We start from the raw sequence: 19,962 nt of genomic DNA, 5'->3' as shown, positions 1-19,962 counted from the left end.
GCGGGTGGGGTGACGAACGCAGCGAGGCGGGTCCCGTCCGGAGTGGACGGAACCCGCCTCGATCGTTCACACGCGCCTAGCTACCGGCGCGAGGGTGAGACGGCGTGCGTGTCAGGCGAGCTGGTCGGAAGCCTGCCCCCGGCGGCGACCCCGCAGGTGCATGCCCAGCAGGCCGACGCCCAGGATGCCGGCGGCCAGCAGGCCCGTGGTCACGCCCGTGGAGAGCGTGGGACCGCCGGTGTTGTCGGAGGCGAGGACCATGCCGTTCTGCGACTCCTGCTGCGTGGTGTTGCCCGCCGGAGCGGCCTTCGGCTTGGGCTTGGGCTTGCCGTTGTCGGCACCGGCCGGCGCGGGGACCGGGGTCTGCGCCAGCGCCTGCGTGGCCTGGGCGAAGGTCTCCGGGGTCACGTCCGGGGCGTTGCCCTGCGTACGCCACTGCTTGAGCTGCTTCATGCCCTTGCAGGCCGAGGGGTAGCGGTCGCAGTAGCTGGTGGTGTTGCCGATGCTCTCGGACGAGAGAACGGCCTTGGCGATGGCACGGGCCAGCGTGCTGGCGCCGGCGTTGAAGATGGCGTTCAGCTGACGGGTGTCGGCCGGGTCGTTGATCTGCAGCGCCTCGCCCTTGCCGGTGGAGACGGCGAAGACGGTGTCACCGTCGCCCAGGGTGTGGATCGGGCTGATCGCGCGGGCCATGCCGTCGTGCGCGTTGCCGGACATCCGCTGGGCAGCGGCCTTCTCCAGCGGCGCGTTGGTGGCGACCACGGCGATCGTGGTGTTCGCCGGCTGCTGCGCGGCGGTGCTCGGCGGGTTGCACTCCTGCTTCTTCGGAGCCTTGTAGCCGGCGAACTCGTTGCCGATGCCGAACTTGACGCCGTACAGGGTGCAGTCGGCCGGGTCGACCGGGGAGCCGGCCGGGTTGACGATCACCATGGCGCCGACGTAGATGCCGTCGCCGAGGTGGACGCTGGCGGTGCCGACGCCGCCGCGCAGGCCGCCGCCGCGGGCGCCGGTGCCGCCGCCGACGCCGCCCTGACGGACCGGACCGTCCGAAGTGGCCTGCGCCGCGAGGTAACCCCACTCGGCGGAGGTGCGCGCCTTCGGGTCACCGCCGCGGCCGAGGTCGAAGATGTCCGCGGCCGGAACGATCGGGGCCACGCCGCCGGCGCCGACGCGTACGCCCTCGCCACGGTCCTCCAGCCAGCGGATGATGCCGTTGGTGGCGGACAGCCCGTACATGCTGCTGCCACCGAGCTGGATCGCGTTGACGCCCGGGTTCGAGTTGAGCGGGCTCAGCAGGTCGGTCTCCTTGGTGGCGGGGGCGCCGCCACGCTGGTCCACACTGGCCACAGACATCTGCGGCATGTACACGACGGAGGTGCCGGTCAGGTACGGGGCGGTGTCGGACTGAACCTGGCCGACCTGGATTCCGGGAACGTCGGTGATGGCGTTGTGGGCGCCCGGGGCGCCGGCGGCGGGGTTGGCCGACGCGGGCGACCCGACGAGCACGAGTCCCGGACAGACCAGGGCTGCCGCGGCGATCGCGGCGAATCTGGACGACTTCATGCAGCTTCTCCCATGTGAAGCGGTGCGACCTCCGCCCCAATCCGGGGCGGTCGATGCATTGGGCAACTGGTGGTCCCCCGTGGTACACGACGAGATGTGGGGGAGGCTACTGGTCAGACCAGTTGAAGGGAAGAGCCTGCTCAGCTGATGGCCGACTCTCATAATCCGAGGTCAGGCCACATCAGGCGGATTCAGAGCAATACGTCCACCATCGAGCGGCGCGCCTCCGGCACGTACTCGGCGTAGTAGCGGTGCAGTTCCTCGCGGGTCAGCCGGGTGACCTCGTCGGCCTCACCGGCGCGCATCGCGTCGAGAACGCGGCGGTGGTGGGCCAGGGTGCGCTCCATCAGGGCCTCGCGGTCCGGCGCCTCGGCGAGCTTGGTGGAGATCAGGTCCAGCACCATGCTCCGGACCGCGTCGAGGCAGAGCACGAGCAATTCGTTCCCGGACAGCCGGGCGACGTGCTCGTGGAAGCGCACGTCGGCCGCGCTGAACGCCTCGTAGCCGTCGGCCACCGCGTCCCGCATGCCCGCCAACGCCTGCTCCAGTTCGTCCAGCTCGGACGGTGACGCCATCCGGGCGGCGACGGAACCGGCCGCCGACTCGATGATCATCCGGAACTGGAGCAACTCCGCCACGCCGAGCCGCCGGCTGTCCACGACCCGGGCGAACAGCTTGCGCATCGCCGAGGCCGTCGAGGCGATCACCTGCGGCCCGAGCGGGTCACCGGGACGCGAACGGATCAGGCCGCTGCTCTCCAGCACGCGCAGCGCCTCACGCACAGTGGACCGGCTGACGTCGAACTGCGTCGTCAGTTCGCGCTCGCTCGGCAGCCGGTCCCCCGGCCGCAGAACCCCGGCGGCGATCCGCTCCTCGACCTGCCGGACGATCCCCTCGTACGCCCTCACGGTTCGCACTGGAGCGAACGAGACACCCTTCGGCATGGCGAACCTCCCGACGCACGGCGGCCTTGCGCCGCTGGGAACAACGGTACGGTGCATCGACCCGTGCGGTGGTCAGCCCCCGCCCGTCGCGACGAGTGCGCAGGCCGGGCGGCGGGTCACCGGAGCGGCCGGCGGGCGCACGGGCCGTCGTGGTCGGCCCGCAGCAGGCAGCGCCGGCCGTCGCCCATCCGCAGATCACAGAAGACCCGATGGCGTACGCCCTGCTCGTCCTCGGCCGAGACGGTGGTCTCGCCCGGGTCGGCCTGAGCGAGCACGCCCGACCAGCGGGCCACGACCCGGGCCAGGCGTACGGCGCCGGCCAGGTCACCGGCGACGACCGGCAGGTGGATGACGAACCGCTCGCGGGGACTCATCGACGGTACGCTCCCGCGTTCATCCGCATCTGCGCCTGCTCGGACTGCCAGCGCCGCAGCGCGTCCCGGACCCGCGCGGTCTCCTCCCGGCTGACGCCGAGCGCCCGGTAGACGTCGGCCAGGTCGAGCGCCACCCGGTCGAGGAACTCGTGCACCTCGGCCGGGTCGAGCCCGCGCCGGCCCAGCCGCGTCGTCCGGAACCGCCGTTCCCGCACCTGCCAGGGGCGCAACGGCGTGTAGTTGGCCGCCCGGTAGCAGCCCGGCTGGGTGGTGCCGCGACCGGCTCGCGCGCGCCGACCGGGCCACCGGATGTTCCACCGCACGAACGCCTGCCTCTCGTGGTCGAAGGGACTGGAAGGGCGGGACCACCCGCCCGCCGCGCGCGGGCGGACCCGCCCGCCCCGCCACCGCAGCGTCACTTCGCGGTACGGCACCGGGGCAGTCGAGATTGAGCGCACTCGAAGGAGTCATGTCCGCCGGTTACCGCGCGAACACGCTCCGACCATAGCAAGAATCCAACATGGCTACAATCCATCATTGCCATAAAGCCTTGATGGATCAGATCTATCGGGGCACAAGGCTTACGTCATGACCATCGATCCGCGCTCGCACACGCCGGTCTACGTCCAGCTCGCCGACCTGATCCGGGAGCAGATCGAATCGGGCGCGCTGCCGCCCGGGGCGAGCGTCGGCAGCGAGTCGCGGCTCAGCCAGGAACACCAGATCGGCCGCGACGCGGTCCGGATGGCGATATCGCTGCTGCGGTCGGAAGGGCTCGTCACCACCAGCCGTCCGCTCGGCACGCGGGTCCGGGAGACGCCGCAGCGCAGGCAGGTGGAGCTGGCCGCGGGCGCGAGAGTCGTCGCGCGGATGCCTACCGGCGCCGAGCGCCGGAACATGCTGCTGGACGAGGGCGTACCGGTGCTCGAGATCCACGGTCCGGAGGGCGACGTGGAGTTGCTGCCGGGCGACGAGGTGGAGCTGACCCGCCCGGCACACGACTGAGCCGGGCGGCGCTCGTCAGACGGTGGGCGTACCCATCGCCACGTCGTCGACCCGGATGTTGATCTCGGCGGCGCGCAGTCCGTACGCCTCGATCGCGGACGCCACAGCGGCCCGCACCTCGCTGGTCACCTGCGGCACCGGGTGGCCGGCGTCGATCACGAGGACGAGGTTGACCACTGCCGACCCGTCGGTGACGTGCGCCGAGCAGCCGCGCCGCGCGTCCCCGACCTGGTCCAGCCCGACCCGGTCCAGCACAGCGTTGAAGAAGCGGGCGATGTCGCCGCCCAGCTCGGCCACCCCGGGCACCGACTTCGCGGCGGCCACCGCGATCTTCTCGACCACCTCGTCCGACACCGAAGTGCTCCCGCCCGCGACCACGCCAGGTGTCACCGGCAGTTCCTGAGTAGCGTCGTGCTCCACGCGCCCCACCCTCCCTCGTCCGGGGGAGCGTACATCGACCGTCGATCATGGAGTTGCGGCCCCGACAGAAGCCGCGAAACAGGCGCTCCCGGGGCCGCAACTGCAAGATCGCGGGGATTGTGGGGTGGGGCGGGGCGGGGCGGGGCGGGTCAGGAGCCTAGCTGGGCCAGCAGCTCGTCGGCCGCCGCGTACGGGTCGATGGCGCCCTCGGCCACCTTGGCGGCGAGCGTCGGGAGCTGCGTACCGTCGCGCAGTGAGCCGATCCGCGCGCGCAGGACGCCCAGCGCGATCGCCTCGATCTCGGCGGCGGCCCGCGTCTCCCGGCGGCGGCGCAGCTCGCCGTGGCGCTCCAGCCAGTCGCGGTGCTTGTCGATCGCGGCGGCGATGTCGTCGATGCCCTCGGCGCGGGCGGCGATCGAGCGCACCACCTGCGGCCGCCACTCCCCCGGCCCGCGCTCGCCGAGCGCGATCATGCCCTGGATGTCGCGGACCGTGGCGTCGGCGCCGTCCCGGTCGGCCTTGTTGACCACGAAGACGTCGGCGATCTCCAGGATGCCGGCCTTCACCGCCTGGATCGCGTCACCCATGCCCGGCGCGAGCAGCACCAGCGTGGTGTCGGCGAGCGAGGCCACCTCCACCTCGGCCTGCCCGACGCCGACGGTCTCGACCAGCACCACGTCGCAGCCCGCGCCCTCCAGCACCCGCACCGCCTGCGGCGTGGCCGCGGAGAGCCCGCCCAGGTGGCCCCGGCTGGACATCGAGCGGATGTAGACGCCCGGGTCGGTCGCGTGGTCCTGCATCCGGACCCGGTCGCCGAGGATGGCGCCGCCGGTGAACGGGCTGGACGGGTCGATCGCCAGCACGCCGACCCGGTGACCGCGCGCCCGCAACGCCCGGACCAGCTCGTTCGTGGTGGTCGACTTGCCCACCCCGGGCGAGCCGGTCAGGCCGACGACCTGGGCCTGCCCGGCGTACGGCGCGAGCGCCGCCGCGACCTGCGGCAGCACCTCGTCGCCGGACTCGACCAGGGTGATCAGCCGGGCCACCGCGCGGGGGTCGCCCGCGCGGGCCCGCTCGACAAGCATGGGTACGTCCCGGCTGCGGCGCACCGGGCCGGTGGCCGCCGCCGGGGCGTTCTGTACGTCACTCACAGGTATCAGCTATCAGCTCTCGTCACCGGTCGGCACGTGGATGATCAGCGCGTCGCCCTGCCCGCCACCGCCGCAGAGCGCCGCCGCGCCGGTGCCGCCGCCCCGGCGCTTCAGCTCCATCGCCAGCGTGAGCACGAGCCGGGCGCCGGACATGCCGATCGGGTGGCCGAGCGCGATCGCGCCGCCGTTGACGTTCACCTTGTCGGCATCGACGCCGAGGTCACGGGCGGACTGGATGCCGACCGCCGCGAACGCCTCGTTGATCTCGATGAGGTCGAGGTCGTCGATGCTCAGGCCGCCCTTCTTCAGGGCGTGGTTGATCGCGTTGGACGGCTGCGAGTGCAGGGAGTTGTCCGGGCCGGCCACGTTGCCGTGGGCGCCGATCTCGGCCAGCCAGGTGAGCCCCAGCTCCTTGGCCTTGGCCTTGCTCATCACCACGACCGCGGCGGCGCCGTCGGAGATCGGCGAGGAGCTGCCGGCGGTGATGGTCCCGTCCTTGGTGAAGGCGGGGCGCAGCTTCCCGAGCGACTCGGCGGTGGTGTCCGGCCGGATGCCCTCGTCCTCGCTGATCACCAGCGGCTCGCCCTTGCGCTGCGGGATGACCACCGGGGTGATCTCGTCGGCGAAGTGGCCGTTCTTCTGCGCGGCGGCGGCGCGCTGGTGGCTGGCCGCGGCGAACGCGTCCTGCTCCTCGCGGGTGATGCCGTGCTTCGCGCCGTGCCGCTCGGTGGACTCGCCCATCGAGCAGCAGTCCCAGGCGTCGGTGAGGCCGTCCAGCGCCATGTGGTCCTTGACCGCCACGTCGCCGTACTTGTAGCCCGAGCGCTGGCCGAGCAGCAGGTGCGGGGCGTTGGTCATCGACTCCATGCCGCCGGCCACCACGACGTCGAACTCGCCGGCCCGGATGAGCTGGTCGGCCAGCGCGATCGCGTCCAGCCCGGAGAGGCAGACCTTGTTGATGGTCAGCGCCGGGGTGGACATCGGGATGCCGGCCTCGACGGCGGCCTGCCGGGCCGGGATCTGCCCGGCGCCGGCCTGGAGCACCTGCCCCATGATCACGTACTGGACCTGCTCGGGCGCGACGCCGGCGCGCTCCAGCGCCGCCTTGATCGCGATGCCACCGAGCTTGGTCGCGGGGAGGTCCTTGAGGTTGCCCAGCAGGCGCCCCATCGGGGTCCGCGCGCCGCTGACGATCACCGAAGCCATTGCCTGCCTCCGAGGGGGTGCCGACCTGTACGCCTTAACGATTGTTCGGTCAGACTAGCGTCATGGCTGAGAACTCCCCCGTCGAGCCCGCTGCCGAGTTTGTCACAGACATCGGGCTGCGCCGCATCGACCACGTCGGGATCGCCGTCGGCGACCTGGACGCCGCGATCGACTTCTACCAGCGCACCTTCGGCATGCGCTGCGTGCACACCGAGACGAACGAGGAGCAGGGCGTACGCGAAGCGATGCTGGCGGTCGGGCCGGACGCGTCCGGCGGCATGGTGCAGCTGCTCGCGCCGCTGTCCCCGGACACCACGATCGGCAAGTTCCTGGACAAGCGCGGTCCGGGCATCCAGCAGGTCGCGTACACGGTGGCGGACATCGACGTGGCCTGCGCGGCGCTGCGCGAGCGTGGCGTGCGGCTGCTGTACGACGCTCCGCGGCGCGGCACGTCGAACTCCCGGGTCAACTTCGTGCACCCGAAGGACGCCGGCGGCGTGCTGATCGAGCTGGTCCAGCCCGCCTGATGCGCAAGGAAGGGCCCCTTCTTAACAGACGTCTGTTAAGAAGGGGCCCTTCCTAACAAGTGGGAACGCGCGCGGCAGTGCGCGCTTGCACGTTCCCACGTACACCTCCACGCATCGGCCGATGCAGTTTTTCACAGAGGGGTTCCTGCTTTAGCTACCGTTAAGTAACGTCCGCCCGAACAGCAGCGGCGACCGGTGCCGAATGTGTCGATTGCCGACATGGCGGTCCCGTCGCACCGGCGCCGACGATGGCAGCACCCCTGCCCGCGGTGTGCGGGTGCGGACAAACGGGAGGTCACCGTGCAGGACATCCTCGAAGCGATCATGGCGGCGGAGGGTTCGTCGCAGCCGGAGCGGGAGCTCGCCGGGCTCGCCGGCCTGCCCGTGCCGGAGAGCTACCGGGGCGTGGTGGTGCGCGCCGAGGACACCCGCATGTTCGAGGGCATGGCCACCCGCGACAAGGACCCGCGCAAGGCGCTGCACGTGCAGGAGGTGCCCACCCCCGAGCTGGGCCCGGGTGAGGCGCTCGTCGCGGTGATGGCCAGCGCGATCAACTACAACACGGTGTGGACGAGCATCTTCGAGCCGCTGCCCACGTTCAAGTTCCTCCAGCGCTACGGCCGGCTCTCCGAGCTGACCCGCCGCCACGACCTGCCGTACCACGTGGTCGGCTCGGACGCCGCCGGCGTCGTGCTGCGCACCGGGCCGGGCGTGACCAAGTGGAAGGCCGGCGACGAGGTGGTCGCGCACTGCCTGTCGGTCGAGCTGGAGGACTCCGCCGGTCACGACGACACGATGCTCGACCCGCAGCAGCGGATCTGGGGCTTCGAGACCAACTTCGGCGGCCTGGCCGAGCTGGCGATCGTCAAGGCCAACCAGCTGATGCCGAAGCCGCGCCACCTGAGCTGGGAGGAGGCGGCCAGCCCGGGGCTGGTCAACTCCACCGCGTACCGGCAGCTCGTCTCGCACCACGGCGCGAACATGAAGCAGGGCGACGTGGTGCTGATCTGGGGCGCGTCCGGCGGCCTCGGCGGGTACGCCACCCAGATGGCGCTCAACGGCGGCGCGATCCCGGTCTGCGTGGTCTCCTCGCCGGAGAAGGCCGAGCTGTGCCGCAAGATGGGCGCCGAGCTGGTCATCGACCGTACCGCCGAGGGGTTCAAGTTCTGGTCCGACGAGCAGACCCAGGACCAGGACGAGTGGCGCCGCTTCGGTGAGCGCATCCGCGAGCTGACCGGCGGCGAGGACCCGGACATCGTCTTCGAGCACCCGGGCCGGGAGACGTTCGGCGCCAGCGTCTACGTCGCCAAGAAGGGCGGCACGATCGTCACCTGCGCCTCCACCAGCGGCTACATGCACCAGTACGACAACCGCTACCTGTGGATGCACCTCAAGCGGATCGTCGGCAGCCACTTCGCCAACTACCACGAGGCGTGGCAGGCCAACCGGCTGGTCGCGCTCGGCAAGGTGCACCCGACCGTGTCGAAGACGTACGCGCTGGAGCAGACCGGCCAGGCCGCGTACGAGGTGCACCGCAACGCGCACCAGGGCAAGGTCGGCGTGCGGTGCCTCGCCCCCGCCGACGGACTGGGCGTCCGGGACACCGAGATGCGCGCGCGGCACGAAAGCGCGATCAACCGCTTCCGCGGTCACTGACCGTACGGTCGTCCCGGATTGCCTTTCGGACGACCCGGGCGCCATTCGACCGGCGTACGCACAAAGGGCCGTGGGTGCCGAACCCGCGGCCCTTTTCGCGCCGCCTTCCCCGCAGAAGCCCGACCCGCCCGACCCGCCCGGGAGCTGCCAAGATCGCCTATTGGTCCGGTCCCGCCGGGCGGCCGAGTTGACCATGTAAACAGGACGCGAAAGGTGCCGACCGCTCTTGCGAACCACCCTGGGGCGTCTGCCAGTATGTCCCAATGCCCCAGCAGCAGTCCTCCCCTCTTGCGTTCTTCGATAACGCGAACTCACAGCCCGATTTCACCGTTGGCCTGCGCGGTTACAACACCAACCAGGTGGACGACTTCATCGGCCGCCTCACCGCCGCCCTGAGCCAGTCCGAGCAGGCCCGCGCCGAGGCCGAGCAGCGGATGAACGACGCTCAGCGCCGGCTGCGGCAGGCCGAGCAGCGCCAGAGCGCGCTCGAGCAGAAGCTCACCGAGACCAACAAGCAGCTCGAGGAGAACAGCCGGCCGACCCTGTCCGGCCTGGGCACTCGCGTCGAGCAGATCCTGCGGCTGGCCGAGGAGCAGGCCAACGACCACCGCAACGAGGCCAAGCGCGAGTCGGAGGGCATCCTCTCCGCCGCCCGCCTCGAGGCGCGTGAGATCACCGACAAGGCCCGCGCCGAGGCCGCCGCCATGAAGGCGACCGCCGAGCGCGAGGCCGGCAGCGTCCGTACCGCCGCCGAGCGCGAGGCCGCCGAGGTCCGGGTGCAGGCCCGCCGCGAGGCCGACACGCTGCGCGCCGACGCCGACCGCGAGACCAAGCAGCTGCGTACGGTCACCGCGCACGAGGTGGCCGAGCTGAAGTCGACTGTCGAGCGCGAGGTCGCCACGCTACGCGCCACCGCCGAGCGGGAGATCACCCAGCAGCGGGCCAAGGCCGCCCGGGAGGCCGAGGAGAAGCGCGCCGAGGCGACCAAGCTGCTCACCGACGCGCGCGACAAGCGCGACAAGGACCTGCAGGCGCTGGAGCTCCAGCTCGCCGAGCGGCGGGAGAAGGCCGAGCGCGAGGAGTCGGAGCGGCACGCCGCCCAGGTCGCGCAGACCCAGAAGCTGGTGAACGAGGCCGAGCAGCGCGCCCGCGCCGCGCAGGAGCGGGCCAAGGAGATCGAGCAGCGGGCCGAGGCCCGCCGGGTCGAGTCCGAGCGCACCGCCAACGAGACCGTCGACAAGGCCAAGGCGCTGGCCGACAAGACGCTCAACGAGGCGCGCGCCGAGGCGCAGCGGGTGCTCAACGAGGCCCGTACCGAGGCCGAGCTGACCACGCAGGCGGCCCGCCGCGAGGTCGAGGACCTCACCCGCCAGAAGGACGCGGTCACCTCGCAGCTCGGGCAGATGCTGTCCGGCCTGGCCGGCATCGTGCCGGGCGTGCCGGCCGGCGGCAAGGGCGACACCCCGAAGGCCGACGCCTCCGGGCAGAAGGTGACGGCCGAGTCGGCCGGCTGACCGTTACACCCGCTGTCGGGGGCATGAGCCACGGCGCGGGGTGACACCGGGTGACCGGTGTCGCCTCGCGCCGTCATGCTGTGCGGGCCCGTTTCGCCGGGAGGGTGAAGTAGCTCCCAGAAGGGGCGTCCGTATCGCCCCAGCAGAGCCGGATGCGTGTGAGGATGGGGTCATGTCGCACGGCGAGGAACTGTTCGCGCTCGGCGGGGACGTGACGACGGAGCCCAGCTTCGAGTCCGCCCTGCGGGGGTACGAGAAACGGCAGGTCGACCGCTACGTCGCTCGCGCGGAGCACGAGATCGCGGCGCTGACGACCGAGCGGGAACAGGCGTACACGCAGATCCACAAGCTGGCCGGTCAGGTCGAGGTGCTCCAGCGCGACCTGGCCCAGGTGCGCAAGCAGGCGGCGGTGGTGGACCGGGCGTCGTTCCGGCACCTGGGCCCGCGTGTCGAGCAGATCCTCACCATGGCCGAGGAGCAGGCCGACGACATCCTCGCCGCCGCCAACGAGGAGATCGAGGCCCGCCGGGCCGCCGCCGAGCACATCGTCGAGGAGGCCCGGGAGCAGGCCGCCCAGGCGCTGAAGGACTTCGAGATCGCGCTGGCCGCCCGCCGGAGCGAGGAGGAGCGGCACACCGCCGCCCGCAAGGCCGAGGCCGAGGCCACGCTGAAGGCCGCGAAGGACGAGTCGGCGACGCTGCGCAAGAGCGCGCAGGACGAGTCGGAGAAAATGCGCGCCGCCGCCCGGGACGAGGCGGAGAAGCTGCGCCGGACCGCCCAGGACGCGCTGGCGAAGGCCCAGCAGGAGGCCACCCAGCTCCGCGACACCGCCAAGGAGATCCACTCCCGGGCACAGCAGGAGGCCGCCCGGCTGCGCGAGACGGCCAAGGAGGCGCTGGCGAAGGCCCAGCAGGAGGCGAACCAGCTCCGCGAGGCGGCCAAGGAGGTGCACGCCAAGGGCCAGCAGGAGGCCAAGCGGCTCACCGACGCCGCCGCCGAGGCCGGCCGGGCCACGCACGCCAAGGCGCTCGCCGAGGCCAAGAAGATCGTGGACGACGCGGAGGAGGCGGCCAAGGCCACCCGCGGCCGGGCCCGCACCGAGGCCAACCGGCTCACCACCGAGGCCGCCGAGGCCGGCAAGCGCAACCGCGCCGAGGTCGAGGCGTACGTGCAGCGCATGCGCACCGAGACCGAGGCGTACGTGCAGCAGTCCCGCGCCCAGACCCAGCAGGAGCTGGGCGCCTGGCGGGCCGGGGTGGAGAAGGAGGTCGCCGAGCGGCGGGACAGCGCCGAGAAGGAGCTGGCCCAGCGCCGGGCCGCCGCCGAGCAGGAGTTCGCCAAGCGCCGCGACGAGCTGGACAAGCAGCACGCCAAGCGGCAGGAGGAGCTGGAACAGGCGTACACCACGCGCCGCGACGAGATCGAGCGCACCGCCGCCGACGTCCGGCAGGCCGCCGAGGCCGACGCGCTGAGCATGCGGCAGCAGGCCGAGCTGGAGGCCGCCGAGCTGCTGCGCCGGGCCGAGGCGGACGCCACCGCGCAGCGCCGCAAGGCCGACGAGCACGTCGCGGCCTCGCGCCGCCAGTTCGAGGAGTACGCGGCCACCACCCAGCAGCACCTCGCCACGACGCAGCAGCACCTGGCCGCGACCCAGCAGGAGGTGGCCGCCGGCCGGCAGCAGCTCGCCGGCGTGATGCTGGAGATCGCCAAGGCGCAGCAGGAGCTGGCCGACCTGCGTACCGAGACGTGGAAGTCGCGGCAGGAGTCCGACGACCTGCAGCGGCAGCTCGCGGATCTGCGGCGCGACGCCGACTCGGCCGGCATCACGGCCACCCCGGTCGACCCGGACGACCTCGCCGCCGCTTCCACCGGCCGGTCCACGGACGACGGCACGCCGGCCGCCGAGGGCACGTTGGTCACCAGCGGCGCGGAGAGCGCCGGCGACACCCCGGCCGGCGGAGGTGCGCCGGTGGCCGCGAAGGGCACCGCCACCGCGGTCCCCAACGGCGCCGGGCCGGCCACTGGTGACGGCGAGCCCGCCGAGGCGGGCAAGGCGAAGCCGGTCGGCGAGCCGGTGACCACGATGGACTCCCCCGGCGGGGCGGGCGTCGACGGCGAGCCCACTGTTGCCGCCGTGCCGGGTGAGGGCGGGCGGGGCGCCACCCCCACGAAGATCACCAGCACCGGTGAGAACGGCAAGCGCCCGACCAAGCCGACCACCGACGAGCGCAGCGCCAAGCCCAGCACGGTGACGGTCGACAAGGACTGACCCACCCGCCGCACCCGGCGGGACGGCCCGGCCGGAAGCGGTGGTGGGATGGTCGGGGCGGACGGCGAGGACTACCCTGCGGGCAGAGGGCCGCGCGTCGGCCGTGGACGGCACCGGCGGGCGAGCCGGCAGCGCGGAAGCCGGGAGGCACGGGTGTCGCAGGAGGTCTCCGCCGCCCCTGATGACGAGGCGGCGGCCGTGAACCCGACCGGCGAGGCGGAACCCGCACGCGACGCCACGACCGCCGTCGGCAACCCGCGAGCCGGCACGGACACGGGCAGCGAGCGGCCCGTCGACGTCGAGCCGGCCGAGTTCGAGCCGAGCGGCCGGTTCGGCGTGCCGGGGCGCCCGCTACGGCGCAGCGCCTTCCTGATCGGCTTCACCGGCGCGCTCGGCGTGCTGCTGGCGTACGCGCTGTTCCTGGGCGTGCGGAACGCGGCCGGCATCCTGGTGCTCGTGGTGATCGCGCTGTTCCTCGCGGTCGGCCTGCACCCGGCGGTGGTCCGGCTGCGCAACTGGGGCCTGCCGCGCGGGCTGGCGGTGGCGGTCGTGACACTCACCCTGCTGCTGCTGATCGTCGCCGGGCTGCTGGCGCTGGTGCCGCCGGTGGTGACCCAGTCCGGCCAGTTCATCCAGCAGCTACCCGGGTACGTCGAGGAGCTGCGCCGCAACCCCACTGTCAACGATCTGGTGATCCGCTACGACGTGATGGAGCGGGTCCAGGCGGCGGCGAACGCGGACAACGTCGGGCGGGCGCTCGGCGGTGTGCTCGGCGGCGCGCAACTGATCTTCGGGACGCTCTTCCGCCTGCTCACCGTGCTGGTGCTGACGATCTACTTCCTGGCGTACTTCGACCGGCTGCGCGAACTCGGGTACGCGCTGGTGCCGCGCTCGCGCCGGGAGCGGGTCCGGCTGATCGGCGACGAGATCCTGACCCGGGTCGGCGCGTACATGGTGGGCGCGCTCGCCATCGCGGTGCTGGCCGGGGTCAGCACGTTCGTGTTCGCGCTGGCGGTCGGCCTGCCGTACCCGTTCGCCCTGGCCGTGGTGGTCGCGGTGACCGACCTGATCCCGCAGATCGGCGCGACGCTGGGCGCGGTGGTGGTGACGCTCGTCGGGCTCGCCACCGACCTGCCGGTGGGCATCGCCTGCCTGGTGTTCTTCGTGGTCTACCAGCAGGTGGAGAACTACCTGATCTACCCGAAGATCATGCGTCGGGCGGTCTCGGTGAACGAGGTGGCCGCGTTGCTGGCCGCGCTGCTCGGGGTGGCGCTGCTGGGCGTGGTGGGCGCGCTCATCGCGATTCCCACGGTGGCCGCGTTGCAGCTGATCCTGCGCGAGGTGGTGCTACCCCGCCAGGACGCCCGCTGAGCCGTTACTCGGCGCGCCGCTGGGCCGGGCCGGGCACCGGGGTGTCGGCGAACGCGGCGACAGTGCGGTCCGCGTACGCGCTGACGTCGCCGGTCTCCATCGGGCCGTCCCAGGTGGTGGGCAGCGGCAGCGGTACACCCGGGGCGACCCGCCGGACGATCTCGTCCAGCACCTTCTCCGCGTCGCCGACCCAGAGGTGCTTGGCGCCGTCCACGCCGACCACCTCGGCCTGCGGGACGGCGGCGAACCGCTGCCCGGCCTCCTCCGGCCGCAGGTAGTCGTCGAACTCGGGGACCAGCGCGGTGAGCGGCTTGCCCGTCTCGGCCCAGACCGCCAGGTCCTCCGGGGCGGAGTAGCGCAGCGGCGGGGAGAGCAGGATCGCGCCGGCCACCGCCGGGTCGCAGCCGTACTTGAGCGCCAGGTCGGTGCCGAACGACCACCCGACCAGCCAGATGTTCGGCAGTTCGTGGAACTCGGCGTACTCGATCGCGGCGGCCACGTCGAACTTCTCGCCGACGGCGCCGTCGAAGGCGCCCTCGCTGGTGCCGCGGACGCTGCTGGTGCCCCGGGTGTTGAACCGGAGCACGGCCAGGCCGGCCAGCGCGGGTAGGCGCCACGCCGCCTTGCGGAACACGTGGCTGTCCATCATCCCGCCGTGGGTGGGCAGCGGGTGCAGGCAGACCAGGGTTGCGGAAGGCTCGCCCTCCAGCGGCCGGGCCAGCTCACCGACGAGCGTCAGCCCGTCGGCGGTGTGCAGCTCGATGTCCTCCCGGCGGCCGGGCAGGATCGACGACGCGCGAATCGGAGTGCTCACGCCTGCCAGTCTCCCGCGTCGGCGGCCCCGCCGCCCAGTGGGACGGGAACCGGGTGATCCAGATCGCTCAGCCGTAGCGCGGGGCGCCCCGGCCGCGCTGGAGGTTCGGGCCGCGCCGGTCCCGGGCCCGCCAGCAGCCGGAGTGCCAGTGCCGGCGGTCGGTCAGGTCGCCCCGGTCGTCGGCCGGCCAGGCCACCAGGTGCGCCACGCCCGGCCGGATCTCCTGGTCACAGCCGGGACAACGGTACGTCTTGACCGATGCGCCGCCGCTGATCGCGCGTACCTGCCAGTCGCCGTCGCGCCACTGCTGCACTGTCGGTACGCCGTGGCGGGCACGCTCGCCGTCCAAGGCGGCGATCTCGTCCCGGCGGGGGCGGTTGCGACGGGGGCTCACGGTCACCAAGCGTACGGGCCGCCGGCCGGACCGGCCCGAGCGATCTTGGTACGGGTACGCCCTTCCAAGGGCCGTTCCGTACCAAGATCGCTCGGGTGGCCGGTCAGGGCCAGGTCTGCGGACGGGTGAGGTCTGCCGCCACCTTCGCTCCGGTCAGCACGGTCGCCGCGTCGGCCTCGGTGAAGTTCACCTGCCCCGGGGGTCCCTCGCCGGGGAAGGGCCAGGCGAAGTCGACTGTCAAGCGCACCTTGGGCAGGCCGAGCAGCTCCAGGCGGTTGCCGTTCGGATAGCGGAAGCCCGGGCGGCCACCCAGGTCGCGGTTGCTGGCGCGGCCCGTGTCCTCCCCCATCTCCGCCCCGTAGATCAGCCGCAACCACATGGTCGAGGAGGGCGCCCGGGCGACGGTGAGCTGAACCGTGAGGCCCTTCGGAAAGGCGGCCGCGTCCACCGCGCATGCCGTCACCGCCGCGTTCGCCGGCAACGTGGTCAGCCGCACCGGCCCGGTGCATCGCCGGGCCTCGTCCCAGCGCACCAGGCCGGCGACCCGGTCCAAGGCGGCCACGTCACCGCGAAGCGTGGCGGCCCGGGCGTAGAGACCGGGGAAGGGCTGCCATGACTTGACCAGACCGTCGGTACCGGCGACGCGCAGCACGCCACCGTCGAATTTCAGCCGGCCGCTGACGGCCTGCACCGGGAAACCCTCGATCGAGGTGTCGTCGAGCGCCTTCGCCACCGGACTCACCTCGAGCAGGACCGGGTGCCCGTCACCGACGCTGAACCGAATCGACTCGACCGCGTTCGAGCTGTGGACGGACCAGCCCAGATAGCGGGCCCGGGTGGTGTCGACGCCCAGGTGCAGCACCTGCGGATCGGTACCGACCAGATCGGGACGCTGAAGCGCCCCGGGCACCCCGTCGGCGAGCGGCGGCACCGGGGGTGGCGCCACCTCCGGCGTCGCGGCCGTCCAGGGCATCCGCCCGACCAGCCCGCCCACGTCCGCGCGTACCACGCCGACGAAGCCGAGCACGCCGACAAGGGCGAGCGCGGTGCCGGCGGTGAGTCGGCGGCGTACCTGCCGGCGCCGGCCGAGCGCGCGCGAGCGGCGCAGCAGGCGTCCGGTGTCTGTCTCGCCCTCGGCGTGCTCCCGCAACGCCGAGACGATTCGCTGGTCGAGGTCGGTCACAGCCGGCTCCCCTTGGTCATCGGGACGCCGCAGCGCTCCCGGAGGTGGGCGAGCGCCCGCATCGCGTGGGTGCGGACGGTGACCGGGGAGCAGTCGAGGATCTGGGCGATCGTGGCGTCGTCCAGGTCCTCGTAGTAGCGCAGCACCAGTACGGCGCGCTGGCGGTCCGGGAGGGCGCGGATCAGCCCCCACATCTCGTCCCGGTCCGCCGCCTCGCCGCCGAGGTCGCCGCGTTCGGGCCGGTCGGCGAACGTGTCGACGGCCAGCTCATGGCTGGACCGCCGCCGCCACCAGGACGTGTTGGCGTTGACGAGCATCCGGCGCACGTACACGTCGGGCCGGTCGGCCCGGGCGATCTTGCGCCAGTGCACGTACGCGCGCGCCAGCACGTCCTGGGTCAGGTCCTCGGCGCGGTGCGCGTCGCCGGTCAGCAGCCGGGCCAGACGCAACAGCGCCGGGCCGCGGCTGCCGACGTACTCCTCGAAGGTCACACCTCGAAGACGCCGTCACCGGGCCCGGCTGTTGACGACGGTCAGCGCCGGGTGTGGTCGCGGAACCCGCGGCCGGACTTGCGGCCCAGGTAGCCGGCCGTCACCAGGTGCTCCAGCAGCGGCGCCGGGGCGAAGCCGGGCTCGCGCAGCTCCAGGTACAGCTCCCGCTGGATGGCCAGCGAGACGTCCAGGCCGACCACGTCGAGCAGCTCGAACGGGCCCATCGGGTAACCGCAGCCGAGCTTCATCGCGTAGTCGATGTCGTCGGCGGTCGAGTAGCTGGCCTCCAGCATCCGCACCGCGTCGTTCAGGTACGGGAAAAGCAGCGCGTTGACGATGAAGCCGGACCGGTCGCCGCAGACCACGCCGGTCTTGCCGAGCGTCGCGCAGACCGCGCGGGCGGTGGCCGACGTCTCGGCGGAGGTGCGGATGGTCCGCACGATCTCCACCAGCGGCATGATCGGCGCCGGGTTGAAGAAGTGCAGGCCGATCACGTCGGCCGGGCGCTGGGTCGCCATCGCCACGTCGATCACCGGCAGCGACGAGGTGGTGGTGGCGAGCACGACGCCCGGCTTGCAGATCTCGTCGAGGCTGGCGAACAGCGCCTTCTTGACGCTCAGCTCCTCGATCACGGCCTCGACCACCAGGTCGACGTCGGCCAGGTGGTCCAGCGTCGCGGACCAGGTGATCCGGCCCAGCGCGGCGTCCCGGTCGGTCTCGCTGAGCTTGCCCCGCACCACGCCCTTGTTGAGCGAGGTCTTCACCGTTTCGCAGACCTTCGCGGACTTCTCCGCGCCCCGGGTCACCGAGATGACCTCGTAGCCGGCCTTCGCGAAGACCTCGATGATGCCGGTGGCCATGGTGCCGGAGCCGACCACGCCGACCTTCGCGATGGCGCGGGCGCCGTCGGCGAGCGCGGCGTCACCGGCCGGCGGCGTGTACTCGTCGGGTACGACCTTCGGCGAGCCCGGCCGCTCGTAGGTGTAGAAGCCGCGACCGGACTTCCGGCCGAGCAGCCCGGCGGTGACCATCTGCTTGAGCAGCGGGGCCGGGGCGTGCCGGCGGTCCCGGCCGCCGCGCCGGTACATCGTGTCGAGGATCTCGTACGCGGTGTCCAGACCGATCAGGTCCATCAGCGCCAGCGGGCCCATCGGCAGGCCGCAGCCGAGCTTCATGGCGGCGTCGATGTCCTCGCGGGTGGCGTAGCGGGCCTCGAACATACCGACCGCGTGGTTCAGGTAGCCGAACAGCAGCGCGTTGGCGATGAAGCCGGCCCGGTCGCTGATCGTCACGTCGACCTTGCCGAGCCGCTCGCAGAGCGCCTCCACGTCGGCGACCACGTCGGCCGAGGTGACCACCGTGCGGACCACCTCGACCAGCTTCATCACCGGGGCCGGGTTGAAGAAGTGGATGCCGATGACCTGGTTGGGCCGGGAGGTGGCGACGGAGATCTCGGTGACGCTCAGCGAGGACGTGTTGGTGGCCAGGATCGCCTCGGGCTTGCAGACCCGGTCCAGCTCGGCGAAGATCCGCTGCTTGAGGTCCAGGTGCTCGGGCACCGCCTCGATCACCAGGTCCACGTCGTGCAGCGCGTCCAGGCCGACCCGGAAGTCGACGCGCGCCAGCAGCGCGTCCCGCTCGGCCTCGGCGAGCTTGCCCTTGGCGACGGCCCGGTCGGTGGAGCCGGTCAGCGTGACCCGGCCCCGCTCCAGGGCGGCCTCGGAGATCTCGACGGCTGTGACGTCGAGGCCGTTGCGGGCGAACACCTCCACGATGCCGGCACCCATGGTGCCCAGACCCACCACGCCCACCCTGGTGAACTCCCGCGCCACGACCGGCCTCCCCTGGCTCGACTCCGCCGTCCGCGACATGAACGGCCGCTAAGGTTATGCGCCGGAGTCTGCCACGTGACGCTGTGTTGTCGAGACGCCGTGGGATATTTCACGCACCGCGCCTCAGTCGGTGGCGTTCTCCCCGGCCAGCGCCAGCAGTTCGGCGACGAACTCCGCCGGCCGCTCCAGGTGCGGACTGTGCCCGCACCCGGGCAGCACCACCTCACGGTACGTCCCGCCGGCCGCCGCGTACCGGTCCAGCACCGCGCGGGTCTGCCCCACCATCGGCTGCGGCGGGCACTCCTGCGGGCCCGGCCAGCCGGGCACCACGCCGAGCTGACCGAGGTACGCCAGGTCGAACAGCGAGGTGTCCGAGACGATCACGTCGGCGTCTCCGCGTACCCAGGTCACCGGCGGCTTGACCGGCACGGCGACCAGCTCGTCGGCGAGCCGGAAGTGGGCCGGGGCCAACGCGTTGAGGACGCCGCGCGGCCCGGCGGCGGTCCCCGGCCAGTGCGCCGAGGCCACCGCGGTGCCCGGGTAGTTGTCGTCCCCGGTGGCGGTGGTCAGCATGCTGTCCAGCAGCAGGTCCTCGTGCTCGCCCAGCGAGGCAGGGTCGGCCACGTACGCGGCGCGCAGCACCGCCCGCGGGCTGGTCGGGCCGTCGGCGCTCCGGTCACCGGCGGCGAGCCGCGCCACGAAGTCCGGGTTCGCGCCACCGGCGCCGGTCCCGGCGAAGTCGGGCGTGGTGGGGTTGCCGTCGAGGTCCCGCGTGCCGCCGAAGCCGTACGGGGACACCGGCGCCTCCAGCAGCAGCCCGGATACCCGCTCGGGGTGGCCGACGAGCAGCCGCATCGCCACGCCGCCGCCGAGCGAGTGCCCGGCCACCACCGGCCGGGCGCCGGGCGGGAACAGCCCCGGGACGTCCAGCAACGCGGCCACGTCGTCGGCGAAGTCGTCGAGCCCCCTGGTGGCGTCAACGGGTGCGGTGTCGGTCTCGCCGTAGCCGCGCAGGTCGGGAGCGACCACCCGGAGCGTGTCCGGCAGCCGGGCGAGCAGCGGTTCCCAGAAGGCGGAGGAGGAGACGTTGCCGTGCACCAGCAGGACCGGTACGCCGTCCGGCGGACCGGCCACGCGGACCGCCTGGGTGATGCCGTTGGCCTGGACCGTGAGCCGTGCGCTGCGCATCCGCGCATGCTGGCACGCCCGCCCGCCCCCGGTCCATGTCCCCCACCCCCACACCGCCCC

Annotated in this window: 19 protein-coding genes; 6 read left to right on the top strand and 13 right to left on the bottom strand. The window is 72.6% G+C overall.

The genetic code is table 11. The annotated features are described in order from the left end of the window. Positions 1-111: 111 nt before the first annotated feature. The 4 genes from KBX43_RS13265 to KBX43_RS13250 form a co-directional block, all read right to left on the bottom strand. Positions 112-1,563, bottom strand: coding sequence for a P1 family peptidase (locus KBX43_RS13265; RefSeq protein WP_043328746.1), 1,452 nt, complete (start codon positions 1,561-1,563; stop codon positions 112-114). Positions 1,564-1,754: 191 nt separating this feature from the next. Further along, the gene (locus KBX43_RS13260) at positions 1,755-2,471 is read right to left on the bottom strand and encodes a FadR/GntR family transcriptional regulator (protein WP_233514810.1); all 717 of its coding nucleotides are present in this window, start codon (positions 2,469-2,471) and stop codon (positions 1,755-1,757) included. A 152-nt stretch (positions 2,472-2,623) separates the two neighbouring features. Next, positions 2,624-2,881 carry a hypothetical protein gene (locus KBX43_RS13255; RefSeq protein ID WP_043328742.1) on the bottom strand — a complete coding sequence of 86 codons (258 nt, stop codon included), beginning with the start codon at positions 2,879-2,881 and terminating at the stop codon, positions 2,624-2,626. Then, positions 2,878-3,204 (bottom strand): DivIVA domain-containing protein, encoded by a 327-nt coding sequence (locus KBX43_RS13250; protein ID WP_369799366.1) that lies wholly within the window; start codon positions 3,202-3,204, stop codon positions 2,878-2,880. Before KBX43_RS13250 ends, KBX43_RS13255 begins: the two co-directional genes overlap by 4 nt. A gap of 265 nt (positions 3,205-3,469) precedes the next feature. Between KBX43_RS13250 and KBX43_RS13245 the strand changes: the two genes are divergently transcribed. Beyond that, positions 3,470-3,886, top strand: a complete 417-nt coding sequence (locus KBX43_RS13245; RefSeq protein WP_030503874.1) for a winged helix-turn-helix domain-containing protein — start codon at positions 3,470-3,472, stop codon at positions 3,884-3,886. Between the two features lie 15 nt (positions 3,887-3,901). Here the strand turns inward: KBX43_RS13245 and KBX43_RS13240 are convergent, their stop codons facing one another. The 3 genes from KBX43_RS13240 to KBX43_RS13230 form a co-directional block, all read right to left on the bottom strand. Further along, a complete protein-coding gene (locus KBX43_RS13240) occupies positions 3,902-4,306 on the bottom strand; it encodes an Asp23/Gls24 family envelope stress response protein (RefSeq protein ID WP_210884611.1) in 405 nt (134 codons plus the stop codon). Positions 4,307-4,455: 149 nt separating this feature from the next. Continuing rightward, on the bottom strand, positions 4,456-5,391 hold the full coding sequence (gene meaB, locus KBX43_RS13235) for a methylmalonyl Co-A mutase-associated GTPase MeaB (RefSeq protein ID WP_240925857.1): 936 nt from the start codon (positions 5,389-5,391) through the stop codon (positions 4,456-4,458). A 78-nt stretch (positions 5,392-5,469) separates the two neighbouring features. Further along, complete coding sequence (locus KBX43_RS13230) at positions 5,470-6,663, bottom strand: acetyl-CoA C-acetyltransferase (RefSeq protein WP_043328737.1); 1,194 nt, start codon at positions 6,661-6,663, stop codon at positions 5,470-5,472. Positions 6,664-6,725: 62 nt separating this feature from the next. On the opposite strand from KBX43_RS13230, the gene mce reads away from it, so the two are divergent. From mce to KBX43_RS13205, 5 genes are all read left to right on the top strand, one after another. After that, positions 6,726-7,190 carry a methylmalonyl-CoA epimerase gene (mce, locus tag KBX43_RS13225; protein WP_064447814.1) on the top strand — a complete coding sequence of 155 codons (465 nt, stop codon included), beginning with the start codon at positions 6,726-6,728 and terminating at the stop codon, positions 7,188-7,190. A 300-nt stretch (positions 7,191-7,490) separates the two neighbouring features. Continuing rightward, positions 7,491-8,846 carry a crotonyl-CoA carboxylase/reductase gene (ccrA, locus tag KBX43_RS13220; protein ID WP_043328733.1) on the top strand — a complete coding sequence of 452 codons (1,356 nt, stop codon included), beginning with the start codon at positions 7,491-7,493 and terminating at the stop codon, positions 8,844-8,846. A gap of 263 nt (positions 8,847-9,109) precedes the next feature. Beyond that, the gene (locus KBX43_RS13215; RefSeq protein WP_043328731.1) at positions 9,110-10,360 is read left to right on the top strand and encodes a DivIVA domain-containing protein; all 1,251 of its coding nucleotides are present in this window, start codon (positions 9,110-9,112) and stop codon (positions 10,358-10,360) included. 172 nt (positions 10,361-10,532) lie between these two features. Beyond that, entirely contained in the window at positions 10,533-12,629 is a 2,097-nt protein-coding gene (locus KBX43_RS13210; RefSeq protein WP_210884609.1) for a hypothetical protein, read from the top strand. A gap of 153 nt (positions 12,630-12,782) precedes the next feature. Further along, entirely contained in the window at positions 12,783-14,000 is a 1,218-nt protein-coding gene (locus KBX43_RS13205) for an AI-2E family transporter (RefSeq protein WP_210884608.1), read from the top strand. A gap of 4 nt (positions 14,001-14,004) precedes the next feature. On the opposite strand, the gene KBX43_RS13200 is transcribed toward KBX43_RS13205, so the two are convergent. The 6 genes from KBX43_RS13200 to KBX43_RS13175 form a co-directional block, all read right to left on the bottom strand. Further along, entirely contained in the window at positions 14,005-14,814 is an 810-nt protein-coding gene (locus KBX43_RS13200; RefSeq protein ID WP_064447817.1) for an alpha/beta hydrolase, read from the bottom strand. 67 nt (positions 14,815-14,881) lie between these two features. Further along, entirely contained in the window at positions 14,882-15,214 is a 333-nt protein-coding gene (locus tag KBX43_RS13195) for a hypothetical protein (protein ID WP_064447818.1), read from the bottom strand. Positions 15,215-15,311: 97 nt separating this feature from the next. Further along, positions 15,312-16,391, bottom strand: coding sequence for a hypothetical protein (locus KBX43_RS13190; RefSeq protein WP_210884607.1), 1,080 nt, complete (start codon positions 16,389-16,391; stop codon positions 15,312-15,314). Next, positions 16,388-16,882, bottom strand: coding sequence for a SigE family RNA polymerase sigma factor (locus KBX43_RS13185; protein ID WP_064447820.1), 495 nt, complete (start codon positions 16,880-16,882; stop codon positions 16,388-16,390). Before KBX43_RS13185 ends, KBX43_RS13190 begins: the two co-directional genes overlap by 4 nt. A gap of 41 nt (positions 16,883-16,923) precedes the next feature. Then, a complete protein-coding gene (locus tag KBX43_RS13180) occupies positions 16,924-18,714 on the bottom strand; it encodes a 3-hydroxyacyl-CoA dehydrogenase family protein (RefSeq protein WP_064447821.1) in 1,791 nt (596 codons plus the stop codon). A gap of 123 nt (positions 18,715-18,837) precedes the next feature. Next, entirely contained in the window at positions 18,838-19,902 is a 1,065-nt protein-coding gene (locus KBX43_RS13175; protein WP_187694749.1) for an alpha/beta fold hydrolase, read from the bottom strand. Positions 19,903-19,962: the final 60 nt, after the last annotated feature.

The organism is Micromonospora sp. C41 (assembly GCF_018070485.1).
Classification (GTDB): domain Bacteria; phylum Actinomycetota; class Actinomycetes; order Mycobacteriales; family Micromonosporaceae; genus Micromonospora; species Micromonospora chalcea.
The sequence above is the reverse complement of the archived record's forward strand: the minus strand, read 5'-3'. Positions and strand labels throughout refer to the sequence as shown.